Origin of the sequence: Brucella pituitosa, assembly GCF_965577835.1 — a bacterium.
GTDB lineage: Bacteria > Pseudomonadota > Alphaproteobacteria > Rhizobiales > Rhizobiaceae > Brucella > Brucella pituitosa.
Map to the genome: position 1 here is coordinate 264,170 of NZ_OZ264092.1, position 13,777 is coordinate 277,946.

Here is a 13,777-nt window from a genome sequence, read left to right on the forward strand (position 1 = left end):
ACGCTGCAAACATCTGTTTTAATTTACTAAACCTGCAAAATAGACGACACGAGAAGCTGTGTATAAGGCGCTTGCGGGTCATCCAGAACGCGGTCGGTCAGGCCCTGCTCGACAATATGGCCGTCTTTCATGACCATGATGCGATGGGACAGAAGACGCGCCACAGCGAGATCGTGGGTCACTATGACAACCGAAAGGCCGAGATCGCTCACCAGACCGCGGAGCAGGTCGAGAAGACGCGCCTGCACGGACACGTCGAGACCGCCGGTCGGTTCATCCATGAAGACAAGACGCGGTGCGGTCACCAGATTGCGGGCAATCTGCAAGCGCTGGCGCATACCGCCGGAGAAGGCGCGCGGCTGATCGTCGATACGGTCAGAGGCTATTTCGACACGTCCCAGCCATTCGGTGGCCGTCGAGCGGATATTGCCGTAATGGCGTTCTCCGACTGCCATCAGACGTTCGCCGACATTGGCGCCAGCCGAAACGGTCATACGCAATCCATCTGCCGGGTTCTGGTGCACAAAACCCCAGTCGGTCCGCATCAGGAAACGGCGTTCCGCCTCGCCAATTTTGTAGAGATTGCGGAATTCACCATCACGCATCCGGTATTCGACGGTGCCCGCAGTTGGCTCCAGACGGGTTGCCAGACAGTTCAGGAGTGTCGTTTTGCCGGAACCGGATTCGCCGACGATGGCCAGCACTTCGCCTGGCCACAGATTGAAGGAAATGTCTGCACAGCCACGGCGATTGCCGTAAAACTTCGACAGGCCGTTTACTCTCAGCAGAGGTTCGTTGTTCATTCTGCTGCCTCCTTATTCGCTGCCAGATGACCGAAATGGCCGTTAGCCTGACGATCTTCACAATAATCGGTGTCGGAGCAGACAAACATCGAGCCGCCACGATCATCCAGCACGACTTCGTCGAGATAGACGCCGCGTGCGCCACACAATGCGCAAGGCTCCTTGAATTTCTGCACTTCGAACGGATGATCCTCGAAGTCGAGGCTCACAACATCTGTATATGGCGGGACGGCATAGATGCGCTTTTCACGACCGGCACCAAAGAGCTGCAAGGCTGGCGACATGTGCATCTTTGGATTGTCGAACTTCGGCGTCGGCGACGGCGCCATTACATAGCGTCCTTCGATCATCACCGGATAATCATATGTCTTGGCGATATGACCGTGACGCGCAATATCCTCGTAAAGCTTAACATGCATGAGGCCATATTCGGCGAGCGCGTGCATCTTGCGAGTTTCGGTTTCGCGTGGCTCCAGAAAACGCAGCGGTTCCGGGATCGGCACCTGATAGACAATCACCTGCCCCTCAGTCAGCGGATATTCCGGGATACGGTGGCGGGTCTGTATGATGGTCGCCTCGCCCGTATGGGTGGTGACGGCGACATCAGCTGTCTTCTGGAAGAAAGCACGGATGGAAACGGCATTGGTCGTATCATCAGCGCCCTGATCTATGACCTTCAGCACATCATCTGGCCCCAGAATGGCAGCTGTTACCTGCACACCACCGGTGCCCCAGCCATAAGGCATCGGCATTTCACGGCTTGCAAACGGCACCTGATAACCGGGAATAGCGATGGCTTTCAGGATCGCACGACGGATCATCCGCTTTGTCTGCTCATCCAGATAGGCGAAATTGTAATTGGCTAAATCGCTCATTCTGCTGCTTCCTTGCCCTGAATTTGCGTTTCCTCATATTCGGCACGCATCCGGCGGATGAGGTCGAGCTCCGCCTGAAAATCCACGTAATGCGGCAATTTCAGATGCTCGACAAAGCCAGTCGACTGCACATTGTCGGAATGGGAGATGACGAATTCTTCATCCTGCGCCGGTGCTGTCACATCCGTATCGAATTCACGAACGCGAAGCGCACGGTCGCAAAGCGACATCGACATGGCTTTGCGTTCGCTCTGCCCGAACACCAGACCATACCCACGGGTGAATTGTGGTGCCTGCTTGGACGAGCCTTTAAACTGGCTCACCATCTGGCATTCGGTCAGCTGCACGCGACCAAGCGATATGGAAAAGCCCAACTCCGGTACGTCGAACTCGACTTCCACTTCACCAATGCGGATTTCACCGACAAAGGGATGCGTGTTGCCATAGCCGCGCTGCGTGGAATAACCGAGCGCCAGCAGGAAACCTTCATCACCGCGCGCCAAGGCCTGCAAGCGCAGATCGCGCGGCATCGGGAACGTCCACGGTTCGCGGGTAAGATCGCCCGGCTCATGCCCTTCCGGCATTGCACCATCTTCCTCGATCATGCCGTTGACGCCGAGAATATCGGTAACGCGTGGCGTCGCCTCAGCTTCCGTCGCACGCACTTCCGGTTCAGGGACGCTCACGTCGCCTGCCAATTCCGGATCAAGCAGTCGATGTGTGTAGTCAAATGTCGGCCCCAAGAGCTGCCCACCGGGCAGATCCTTATAGGTGGCCGAAATGCGGCGTTCGATCAGCATGTTCGCGGTTTCAAGTGGCAGCGAATAGCCAAAACGCGGCAAGGTTGTGCGGTAGGCACGGACCAGAAAGATTGCCTCAATCAGATCGCCACGCGACTGGCGCACGGCGAGTGCCGCAAGTTCGCGATCATAAAGCGAGCCTTCGGCCATGACACGATCAACGGCGAGACCCAGCTGTTCAGCAATCTGGTCAAGACGCAACGCTGGAACCGAGCGGTCACCGCGACGGCGATCATCAAGCAGACGGTGGGCATTGCGGATGGCGGTTTCACCGCCCTTTACAGCAACATACATGGATCAGCCCTCCAAATTAATAATACGGGTGGTACGCGGTAGAGCTGCGACGTTGCCGTCAGCGACGAGCACCAGATCGATACCCAGCGGAAACAACGCGCCATTTTCACGCCATTGCGCGGCAAAATCCTGCGGCAAACCATCAACGGTCAGCACAGTTTCATCCTTGATGCCCGGGCCTTTGAGGCTGAAACTCTGCCCGCTCGTCAGAGACGAAACTGCTAGAACAACAGTCGTCGAACGGTCCGGAAATTCCGCATTGCCCTGCGCAAAAGAAGAGAGAACAGGCAAGGATTGCGCGCTTGTGACAAGCGCAAACTGCGCTTTGGACTGGTCATCGACGATTGGTGTGCCGGTATGGAATGTAAGCCAGGCCGTCGCGTCCTTGTTGGCAACGATTTCAGCATCAACCCAGACGCTGGCGTCGTGATCAAGCAATGTTGCAGCAATCACACCAAGCTCAGGCGTAAGCGGCTGTGGTGGCATCGCAGCTTGAACCAACGAATAAATGCGGCCGGGATTTGCAATAGCGTGCATCACAGCATGAAACGCCGATTGCGCCTCATTAACCGGATCAGCCAGACCGCCTTCGAAAGCAGAAGAAGAGTGGAGCATCAGTTATCCCCCCGAACCATAGTGAAGAAATCGACCTTGGTGGCAGCGGCCTCGGCGCGCAGCTTGGTATCCGCATCATCAATGCGGCTGCGCAGCACGTTCAGCACCTGGCTCTCAACAGCGTCACGCCGATCTTCATCGAGCCACAGCGCATCGAACAAGGCAGCGAGCTTCGCCTTTTCCTGATCGCGTCCGAGTGCATAAGAATGACCAACTGAGCCATCGGACAGACGAACGGTCGCTCTCGTTACTGTCGCTTCACCGACATTGAATGGCGCACCGCCGCCGCCAATGCGACCGCGCAGCATAACCAGTCCGGTTTCGGGACCACGCAAGACCTCAAATTCCGGCTTATTCGGCCAGTTCTGCCAGAATAATTTCAGTTCTTCGCCACTGGCGTGCGCTAGAACTGCCAAGCTGGCCTGACGTGCAATCTGCGTCGCATCTGGCGCCGTTCTGTTTCCAGTCGTGAAGCTCGCTCCACTTTCACCCGTGCTATGCCGCGTCGTCTGCATGAGCTTATCCGCCCTACCCTAATCTTGTTGACTTTATCGCTTCAGTTGTCTATTTATCTAGACAACTATACAATAACACCATTCTTATACCCTGCCAATGACAGGACGATGACAAAGCATGGCAAAGACAAAACGAATTGAACGAAACAGCGGCGTAGCCATCTGGCGGCAAATTGCCGATGAGATACGCGGCGATATCATGGCCGGGAAACTTCAGTCAGGCGCCCGCATGCCCGCCGAGATGGAATTGGCTGATCGGTTTGGTGTCAATCGCCACACAGTCCGCAGCGCCATTGCCGCGCTGACACAGGAAGGTGTGCTGCGTGCCGAGCAAGGGCGCGGCACCTTCGTTGCCAATGCGAAGCGTCTCACCTACCAGATCGGACGCCGCACCCGCATTTCGCAATCGCTGGCTTCGCAGGTACGCGACATGAAGGGCACGCTGCTCGCTTCCGGCACAGCACCCGCCTCTCCGGATATAGCCGAGGCTCTTGAGATCGAACCCGGCTCACCTGTCATGCGGCTGGAGACCTTACACAGCGCAGACGGACGCCCCGTATCGCGCGCAACACTCTGGATCAGAGCCGAACAATTCCCGGAAATCGCCAAGGATTATGAGGAAAGTGGTTCAATCACCGTGGCTTTTCGAAAAGCAGGCATTGCCGATTACTTCCGTAAATCGACAATTATATCTGCCCGTCATGCGGATTCGGATGATCTGAAACATTTAAAACTTTCGCCCGGCGCAATTGTGCTGACAGCTAAGGCAATCAATGTGAATACCGACGGGGTGCCTATCCAGTATTCGCTGACACGGTTTTCTGCTGACAGCATGGAATTTTCTATCGACACTTATCCTGGCGCCCCGCAGATGAATGACATGAACTGAATCTTGTTAGCGCTAAACCGCTCTCAAAGCGCTATGAACGCGGCACTGATCAAAAGCCCGCCACACAGACAGGAAATCACCGATGACCGTGACCATTTTTCACAACCCGAAATGCGGTACCTCGCGCAATACGCTGGCGATGATCCGTGCGAGTGGCGAAGAGCCCGTCATCGTCGAATATGTGCAGAATCCGCCCACGCCGGAACGTCTGGTTGGCCTGCTTGCAGCAATGAACCTGACACCGCGCGAACTGCTGCGCGAAAAAGGCACACCCTATGCAGAACTCGGCCTGTCCGATCCGAAATGGACCGATGCCGAGCTGATCGACTTCATGATGGCCCATCCGATCCTGATCAACAGGCCTATTGTTGAAACACCGCTCGGCACCAGGCTTTGCCGTCCTTCCGAACTGGTTCTGCCGCTTCTGGAAAACCCCGTTGCTTCATTCACCAAAGAAGACGGCGAGCAGGTTAAATCTGAGGAAAAGTCACACTGACGAACTCGGAATCGGACATCATGTTTCCTAGAGAATTGGAAGTATAATCCAAAAGAAAAGGCGCTGTAAAACAGCGCCTTATCATATTTCACTTATAAACTGGATTATGTCCGTTCTCAGAACGGAATTTCGTCGTCCAGATCGCGCGAGAAACCACCGCTGTTGCCACCCTGATTGGATGGACCAGACGAGCCGAAATCACCGCCGCCACCGGAATAATCAGACATCTGGTTGCGATTACCACCGCCACCGCCGAACGAACGACCTTCACCGCCGCCTTCACCACGACTGTCGAGCATCTGCAATTCACCACGGAACTTCTGCAGCACGATTTCGGTGCTGTAACGATCATTACCGTTTTGATCCTGCCACTTACGTGTCTGGAGCGCACCTTCGATATAAACCTTGGAACCCTTCTTCAGATACTGCTCAGCCACTTTGGCGAGGTTCTCATTGAAGATGACAACGCTGTGCCACTCGGTGCGATCCTTGCGCTCGCCGCTCTGACGGTCGCGCCAGCTTTCCGAGGTTGCGATGCGCAGATTAGCAATCTGATCACCAGAATTGAGGCGACGGATTTCTGGATCAGCACCAAGATTGCCGACCAGAATGACTTTATTGACGCTACCAGCCATCGAAAACTTACTCCGGATCTCTCGCATACACTTGTTGAGCGGGCTCTTGCCCTGCCAAACGGTGCCTGCTCCTAAAGAATGGCCAATCACCTGAATGTACTGACCTGAAATTCAGCTACCACCTTACAGCAGCAGCCACCGCTGCGCTCATCCCAGCGCCGCGAATTCAACCAATGTCCACAGAAGTTATGTTCTTGTTTTGTTCAAATTACAAGTACATACATCACTTTCCATGCATTTTTCACATGTTGGAGGCCTTAAATGAAAAGCCATCAAATGACCATCCAAGGAAAAGCCCTGCCGCTCACTGTTTCTTTGGCGCGCAGGGCTTGGGGTTGAGCATAGCTCTTATATCGACAGTACTTCGCCGATAAATCTAATCGGAAATCTGAAATATGAGACCAGATCGCCGCGCATTTTTTAAATTTTCTGCAATCACTCGTTTCAATCAAAAAAGCGTCATTCCTTGCAAATGAAGCAATTATGACTGCAAGCAATTGTGCTTCCATCAATGTGAAAGCTATGCAACGTCGTCAGGTGGACTCATGCTCCTTTACCTCCCGGTTCGTTGGCTCAACTGGCGGGACCTCTTGCCGATATCGTTTCATCCCTTTCCGATATCTCTCCGCAACCAGTGAGTATGGGTAGTGTGCTCCTGTCAGGAGTGACAGTCAACGCTCTTGCGTTCACATTTCGTATCGCCTATCAGAAGGCTGGTTGTTCGATCTTTGTTCTGGTGCTAAATGTGCCAATAGCGATTGAGCAGCCCCCCTTCTCCTTGGAGGGGTTCATCCCCATATTGTGGAGCGGCGCGACGTAAGTTTCATCGGCGCCTGAAGACTCCATGACATGACGAAACAGGCAGGACGCGGAATGAGCGATCAGAAATTCATTTCCATACGTGGCGCGCGTGAACACAATCTGAAAAATGTCGATCTTGATCTGCCGCGCGACAAGCTGATCGTGATGACAGGCCTTTCGGGTTCAGGAAAATCCTCACTCGCTTTCGATACGATCTATGCGGAAGGTCAGCGGCGTTATGTCGAAAGCCTTTCGGCCTATGCGCGCCAGTTCCTCGAAATGATGCAAAAGCCGGATGTGGACCAGATCGACGGTCTGTCTCCTGCCATTTCCATCGAACAGAAGACCACGAGCCGCAATCCGCGTTCGACCGTCGGCACTGTCACCGAAATCTACGACTATATGCGCCTTCTGTTTGCGCGCGTGGGCATTCCTTATTCCCCGGCGACTGGCTTGCCTATTGAAAGCCAGACAGTCAGCCAGATGGTTGACCGCATCCTGATGCTGGAGGAAGGCACCCGTCTTTATATTCTGGCCCCCATCGTGCGTGGCCGTAAGGGCGAATATAAAAAGGAACTGGCAGAACTTCAGAAGAAGGGCTTCCAGCGCGTCAAGGTCGATGGCACTTTTTACGAAATCGCTGACGTTCCAGCGCTCGACAAGAAGTACAAGCACGATATCGATGTGGTCGTGGACCGTGTCGTGGTGCGGTCTGATCTTTCGACCCGCCTTGCCGATAGTCTTGAAACCTGCCTCAAACTGGCAGAAGGTCTCGCCATAGCGGAATTTGCAGACAAGCCGCTACTGGCTGAAGATACATCAGCAGGTGGTGGTGCGAACAAATCTGCAAATGAAACGCATGAACGCGTTATGTTTTCAGAAAAATTTGCCTGCCCGGTCTCAGGCTTCACGATTCCTGAAATCGAACCGCGCCTTTTCTCGTTCAACAATCCCTTTGGTGCCTGCGCCACCTGTGATGGCCTTGGCACACAACAGGCGATTGATCCGAACCTGATCATTCCCGATGAGTCCGTACCTCTGAAAGATGGCGCAGTTGCACCGTGGGCGCGCTCTTCATCGCCTTATTACAATCAGACACTTGAAGCACTTGGCAAAGCCTATGGGTTCAAGGTCAGCGCTCGTTGGGCGGACCTGCCAGATGAAGCGCAGGACGCGATACTTCATGGCACGAAGGGACGCGAAATCACCTTCAACTATGATGATGGTTTGCGCTCCTATCAGACTACGAAGGCTTTTGAAGGCGTCATTCCCAATCTGGAACGCCGCTGGAAAGAAACCGATTCTGCCTGGTCGCGTGAGGAAATCGAACGTTTCATGTCCTCGACGCCCTGCCCGGCCTGTAGCGGATATCGTTTGAAGCCAGAATCCTTAGCCGTAAAGATCGGCATGAAGCATATTGGTGAAATCACCAGCATGTCGATCCGCAATGCTGACGCATGGTTCCGCGATGTAGACGGCAGCTTCAACGATAAGCAGCGTGAAATTGCGGCGCGCATCCTCAAGGAAATCCGCGAACGTCTGGAATTCCTCAACGACGTCGGCCTAGATTATCTGACGTTGGCGCGTAACTCCGGTACGCTATCGGGCGGTGAAAGCCAGCGCATCCGCTTGGCTTCGCAAATCGGTTCTGGCCTTACGGGTGTGCTTTATGTTCTTGATGAGCCGTCTATCGGCCTGCATCAACGCGACAATGCCCGTCTTCTCGACACGCTGCGCCATCTGCGCGATCTCGGTAATACGGTTATCGTCGTTGAGCATGACGAAGATGCCATCCTGACGGCTGACTATGTGGTTGATATCGGTCCAGCTGCCGGTGTTCATGGTGGCAAGATCATCGCGCAGGGTTCGCCCGATGATGTCATGTCCAATGCCGACTCGCTTACTGGCAAATATTTGTCGGGCGTGCTGGAAGTAGCCGTTCCGGCGGAACGCCGCGAAATCTCCAAGGCAAAGCGCATCAAGGTCGTCGGTGCGCGCGGCAATAACCTGAAAAATGTCTCCGCAGATATTCCACTGGGAACATTTACCGCGGTCACAGGCGTTTCAGGCGGCGGTAAGTCCACCTTCCTGATCGAAACCCTGTTCAAGGCTGCATCGCGCCGCATCATGGGCTCGCGCGAGCATCCAGCAGAACATGACCGTATTGAAGGACTGGAGTTCCTCGACAAGGTCATCGATATCGACCAGTCACCGATTGGCCGCACACCGCGTTCCAATCCTGCCACCTATACGGGCGCATTCACGCCGATCCGCGACTGGTTCGCTGGCTTGCCAGAAGCAAAGGCACGCGGCTATCAGCCAGGCCGCTTCTCATTCAACGTAAAGGGTGGGCGCTGCGAAGCCTGTCAGGGCGATGGTGTCATCAAGATCGAAATGCACTTCCTGCCCGACGTCTACGTCACTTGTGACGTCTGCCACGGCAAGCGCTACAATCGTGAAACGCTTGAAGTGCACTTCAAAGGCAAATCAATTGCCGACGTGCTCGACATGACGGTTGAAGAAGGCGCTGAGTTCTTCACCGCTGTTCCGGCGGTTCGGGACAAGCTTGAAACACTCGTCAAGGTTGGCCTCGGCTATATCAAAGTTGGTCAACAGGCAACGACACTTTCCGGCGGTGAAGCACAGCGTGTGAAACTTGCCAAGGAACTGTCGCGCCGCGCAACCGGACGCACACTCTACATTCTTGATGAGCCAACCACCGGCCTGCACTTCCACGACGTGGCAAAGCTTCTCGAAGTGCTGCATGAGCTGGTCGAACAGGGCAACACGGTCGTCGTCATCGAGCACAATCTTGAAGTCATCAAGACTGCTGACTGGGTGATCGATCTCGGTCCAGAGGGTGGCGACGGTGGTGGTGAGATCGTCGCTGTGGGCCGCCCGGAGGACATCGTGAAGGAGAAACGCTCTTACACAGGCCAGTTCCTCAAGGATCTGCTTGAACGCCGTCCTAGGCGCAAAGCTGAAGCTGCTGAATGAGCATAAAAAGCCGGGTTTCACACCCGGCTTTTTTTATTACTCGATAAAGCCGACAACCGGGCCATATCCACCATGCCATGAGATATCGTTTCTTCCCATGGCAGGGCTGTAGATCCCGGCACCGCCGCCGCCATCGAGAAACAACGCATTCGGGCATTTGAGCCCGTCTCGAAATAACATGGCGAAATCGTAGAAATTCACCGCATCTTCGCTGATGGCAAAGCGGATGGATTGATCCGCGCAGACACCAACCCCGCTTCTGCGGGTCCGGTCAGTCGATCCCTTGATCAGAATCGGATTGAGCTTGTTCTGAATGACCAGCATCGGTCCGGATTGCGTGGCAAAATGCGCCTGCGGTTTGCGCTTCAAAAACCTGTCGGTCGAAACAATACCGGCGCTGTCATCCCCGAAATAGAAAATGCCATTGGGTTTTTTGTAAAAGTTTGGAACCGGGCCGGAGGAACGCGTGGGCGCTTTGGTGTCGGCCGCAACCAACTCCTGCCCATTCTCGACATATAGTCCCATAGGCGTAAAATCGACCTGATACATTCCCGCATTCAAGGCAAATGATAACGTCTTGCCGTCTTGCGTTACAGCGTCTGCCACCTTCGAGAAATTGCGATATGGCTCGCCATCAGAGCCCTTCCAGAAGAGACGTAGATTTTCTTTGGCCTTCACTGTGCAGATTATGAATTTTGTGTCCTGAAAGACCTGATCGTCGCAGGTTTCCGCCAGCGCCGGTTGCATACCGAAAAGCAAGCCTGCAAAGCCAATAGCCGGGAGTGCCATACTCATTTTACGAAAGCGCATCGCGAAACCTCCCCCAATCAAAACCATAGACCGTTGAAATGAAAAAAGCCCGGTCAAACCGGGCCTTCTCGCAAAACTGCTCGCGATCATATCGCGTCAGTTTATAGGATTAGCCGTTAACGGCGTCCTTCAGGCCCTTGCCAGCCGAGAACTTCGGCACGTTACGGGCCGGAATGGCAACTTCCATGCCAGTCGACGGGTTACGGCCAGTCGATGCTGCGCGATGCGAAACGGAGAAAACGCCGAAACCTGGCAGGCGAACTTCTTCACCAGCCTTGAGTGCACCGGTGACAGCTGCGAGTACAGCGTCAACAGCAGTTCCTGCGTCGGCCTTTGTCAAACCGCCCTTTTCCGCTACAGCGGCGACCAATTCGTTCTTGTTCATAGGCATTTCCTTTCTTTATCTACCGGAACGAATAACGCGACCGGATTGCGTGCAGTTTATTCAAATCGGTTGACAAACCAAGCCTGTCAACATGAAAAAACCCCGGAAAACCGGGGTTAAACACAGAAATGCCGGGCATTTTGCCCGGCATTGTTATCTTATTAGCCACTAGCAACGATCAATGAGCTGTCGAAACGCCTGCTTCATCGTCCGCTGGAGCGGCTGCAACAGGAGTCGCAGGCTCTGTCCATTCGATTGGTTCTGGCTTGCGGAGCAGCGCATGCTCAAGAACCTCACCGACACGCGACACAGGAACGATCTCAAGATTATTCTTCACATTATCCGGAATCTCCGCCAGATCTTTGGCGTTTTCTTCCGGGATCAGAACTTTCTTGATGCCGCCACGCAATGCGGCAAGCAGCTTTTCCTTGAGACCACCGATTGGCAGCACACGGCCACGAAGGGTAACTTCACCCGTCATTGCGATGTCCTTGCGAACCGGAATGCCGGTTAAAACAGAGACGATTGCAGTAACCATAGCGATACCTGCCGACGGACCATCCTTTGGCGTCGCACCTTCCGGTACGTGCACGTGGATATCGCGTTTGTCGAACAGCGGAGGCTCAATTCCGAAATCAACCGCACGCGAACGAACATAAGATGCCGCCGCAGAGATCGATTCCTTCATCACATCGCGGAGGTTACCCGTGACGGTCATGCGCCCCTTGCCCGGCATCATGACACCTTCAATGGTCAACAGCTCGCCGCCAACTTCAGTCCAGGCGAGACCTGTGACAACGCCGACCTGATCTTCACCATCGATCTGACCGTAACGGAAGCGCTCAACGCCGAGATAATCGGAGAGATTCTTATCAGTGATTTTCACCGACTTCTTCTTCGACTTCAGAATCTCGGTCACGGCCTTACGGGCCAGAGTCATCATTTCACGTTCAAGGCTACGCACACCGGCTTCACGTGTGTAAAGGCGGATAACATTGCGCAGCGCATCGTCCGTGACCGAAAACTCCTTCGGCTGCAGAGCATGATCCTTGATCGCCTTTGGCAGCAGGTGCCGCTTGGCAATCTCGAGCTTTTCATCTTCGGTGTAACCGGCAATACGGATGACTTCCATACGGTCCAGAAGTGGACCAGGAATGTTCAGCGTATTGGCAGTCGTCACGAACATGACGTTCGACAGATCATATTCAACCTCAAGGTAATGATCCATGAAGGTCGAGTTCTGTTCCGGGTCCAGCACCTCGAGCATTGCCGATGACGGATCGCCGCGGAAGTCCTGGCCCATCTTGTCGATTTCATCGAGCAGGAAGAGCGGATTGGACTTCTTCGCCTTCTTCATCGACTGGATGACCTTACCAGGCATCGAACCGATATATGTGCGGCGGTGACCACGAATTTCAGCCTCGTCACGCACGCCGCCAAGCGACATACGGACATATTCACGGCCGGTAGCCTTGGCAATCGAACGTGCAAGCGAGGTCTTACCAACACCGGGAGGTCCAACGAGGCAAAGAATCGGACCCTTGATCTTGGTCGAACGAGCCTGCACTGCGAGATACTCGACAATGCGCTCCTTAACCTTTTCAAGACCAAAGTGATCGTCACCGAGTACGCCTTCGGCAAAGTTCAGGTCCTGCTTGATCTTCGACTTCTTGCCCCACGGAATGGACAGCAGCCAGTCGAGATAGTTGCGGACGACCGTTGCTTCGGCAGACATCGGGCTCATGCTGCGCAGCTTCTTCAGCTCAGCCTGGGCCTTTTCGCGGGCTTCTTTGGAAAGCTTGGTCTTGTTGATGCGTTCTTCGAGCTCAGCCGCTTCATCGCGACCATCCTCGCCATCACCAAGCTCCTTCTGGATCGCCTTCATCTGCTCGTTAAGGTAATATTCGCGCTGTGTCTTTTCCATCTGACGCTTGACGCGGCCACGGATGCGCTTCTCAACCTGAAGAACCGAAATCTCGGCTTCCATGAACGAAAGCGCCTTCTCAAGACGCTCACGCACCGAGAGAATCGACAGCATTTCCTGCTTTTCAGGAATTTTGATCGCGAGATGCGAAGCCACCGTATCCGCAAGCTTGGAATAGTCGTCAATCTGGCTGGCAGCGCCAACCACTTCCGGCGAAATCTTCTTGTTCAGCTTGACGTAGTTTTCAAAGTCCGAGACCACCGAACGAGACAATGCCTCAACTTCAACGGCATCTTCTTCAGGCTCTGGAAGAGCTGCGGCATAGGCTTCGTGATAATCTTCACGATCAGTAAACTTGGAAACCTTGGCGCGTGCAGTGCCTTCGACGAGAACCTTGACGGTCCCATCTGGCAGCTTGAGAAGCTGCAGCACATTGGCAATCGTGCCGATTTCATAGATTGCATCCGGTGCCGGATCGTCGTCAGCCGCATTCTTCTGCGTTGCGAGCAGAATCTGCTTGTCGACACCCATCACTTCTTCAAGTGCTTTGATCGACTTTTCGCGTCCGACAAACAGCGGGACGATCATATGGGGGAAGACTACAATGTCACGCAACGGCAGAACGGCATACAGCCCGTCTTCGCCGCCCGCAGCAGAACCACCCAAAGGCGTCTTCTGTTCAATACCCGTCATTATTCAGTCCTTTCTCAGGTCATTCGACCCGATTGCCACAGGTTGTGTCCCCTTTCATTATGAGGCAGTCCACAACCAGTGCGTCGGTCCATAATTGGAGTGTCGAACTCCTAAATTCAAGCTGCTTTCAGAGCAGCATTCATAGAATCGTCATCTATCCTGCGCCGTCACAGGAATTTGTACAATAACAACTGCGCGATGTATCCAGCCTGCGCCAACACATAGACAAGAAAAAGGCCGCTTTC

The 13,777-nt window shown here is 54.2% G+C and carries 12 protein-coding genes; 3 read left to right on the top strand and 9 right to left on the bottom strand.

Annotated features, from left to right (window positions below):
- Positions 1 to 26: 26 nt before the first annotated feature.
- The 5 genes from phnK to phnG are packed head-to-tail and all read right to left on the bottom strand — an operon-like array spanning position 27 to position 3,902.
- On the bottom strand, positions 27 to 803 hold the full coding sequence (phnK, locus tag ACSME1_RS01255; protein ID WP_105705903.1) for a phosphonate C-P lyase system protein PhnK: 777 nt from the start codon (positions 801 to 803) through the stop codon (positions 27 to 29).
- Positions 800 to 1,678 carry an alpha-D-ribose 1-methylphosphonate 5-phosphate C-P-lyase PhnJ gene (locus ACSME1_RS01260; RefSeq protein WP_024897141.1) on the bottom strand — a complete coding sequence of 293 codons (879 nt, stop codon included), beginning with the start codon at positions 1,676 to 1,678 and terminating at the stop codon, positions 800 to 802. Before ACSME1_RS01260 ends, phnK begins: the two co-directional genes overlap by 4 nt.
- The gene (locus tag ACSME1_RS01265; RefSeq protein WP_024897140.1) at positions 1,675 to 2,772 is read right to left on the bottom strand and encodes a carbon-phosphorus lyase complex subunit PhnI; all 1,098 of its coding nucleotides are present in this window, start codon (positions 2,770 to 2,772) and stop codon (positions 1,675 to 1,677) included. Before ACSME1_RS01265 ends, ACSME1_RS01260 begins: the two co-directional genes overlap by 4 nt.
- Positions 2,773 to 2,775: 3 nt before the next feature.
- A complete protein-coding gene (gene phnH, locus ACSME1_RS01270) occupies positions 2,776 to 3,387 on the bottom strand; it encodes a phosphonate C-P lyase system protein PhnH (protein ID WP_105705901.1) in 612 nt (203 codons plus the stop codon).
- Positions 3,387 to 3,902 carry a phosphonate C-P lyase system protein PhnG gene (gene phnG / locus ACSME1_RS01275; RefSeq protein ID WP_105705900.1) on the bottom strand — a complete coding sequence of 172 codons (516 nt, stop codon included), beginning with the start codon at positions 3,900 to 3,902 and terminating at the stop codon, positions 3,387 to 3,389. Before phnG ends, phnH begins: the two co-directional genes overlap by 1 nt.
- Before the next feature lie 118 nt (positions 3,903 to 4,020).
- Between phnG and phnF the strand changes: the two genes are divergently transcribed.
- Both phnF and arsC read left to right on the top strand, forming a co-directional pair.
- Complete coding sequence (gene phnF / locus ACSME1_RS01280; protein WP_105705898.1) at positions 4,021 to 4,791, top strand: phosphonate metabolism transcriptional regulator PhnF; 771 nt, start codon at positions 4,021 to 4,023, stop codon at positions 4,789 to 4,791.
- Positions 4,792 to 4,873: 82 nt separating this feature from the next.
- On the top strand, positions 4,874 to 5,287 hold the full coding sequence (arsC, locus tag ACSME1_RS01285) for an arsenate reductase (glutaredoxin) (protein WP_105705896.1): 414 nt from the start codon (positions 4,874 to 4,876) through the stop codon (positions 5,285 to 5,287).
- 116 nt (positions 5,288 to 5,403) lie between these two features.
- Here the strand turns inward: arsC and ssb are convergent, their stop codons facing one another.
- Positions 5,404 to 5,922, bottom strand: a complete 519-nt coding sequence (gene ssb / locus ACSME1_RS01290; RefSeq protein ID WP_105705894.1) for a single-stranded DNA-binding protein — start codon at positions 5,920 to 5,922, stop codon at positions 5,404 to 5,406.
- 873 nt (positions 5,923 to 6,795) lie between these two features.
- Between ssb and uvrA the strand changes: the two genes are divergently transcribed.
- A complete protein-coding gene (gene uvrA / locus ACSME1_RS01295; RefSeq protein WP_105706059.1) occupies positions 6,796 to 9,720 on the top strand; it encodes an excinuclease ABC subunit UvrA in 2,925 nt (974 codons plus the stop codon).
- A 36-nt stretch (positions 9,721 to 9,756) separates the two neighbouring features.
- Here uvrA and ACSME1_RS01300 read toward each other — a convergent pair whose 3' ends face one another.
- The 3 genes from ACSME1_RS01300 to lon form a co-directional block, all read right to left on the bottom strand.
- Positions 9,757 to 10,530, bottom strand: a complete 774-nt coding sequence (locus tag ACSME1_RS01300; RefSeq protein WP_105705890.1) for a phosphodiester glycosidase family protein — start codon at positions 10,528 to 10,530, stop codon at positions 9,757 to 9,759.
- Between the two features lie 109 nt (positions 10,531 to 10,639).
- Positions 10,640 to 10,915, bottom strand: a complete 276-nt coding sequence (locus ACSME1_RS01305; protein WP_007875106.1) for an HU family DNA-binding protein — start codon at positions 10,913 to 10,915, stop codon at positions 10,640 to 10,642.
- A gap of 178 nt (positions 10,916 to 11,093) precedes the next feature.
- Positions 11,094 to 13,532: an endopeptidase La gene (gene lon / locus ACSME1_RS01310; RefSeq protein ID WP_024897132.1), complete on the bottom strand. Its 2,439-nt coding sequence runs from the start codon at positions 13,530 to 13,532 to the stop codon at positions 11,094 to 11,096.
- Positions 13,533 to 13,777 lie beyond the last annotated feature (245 nt).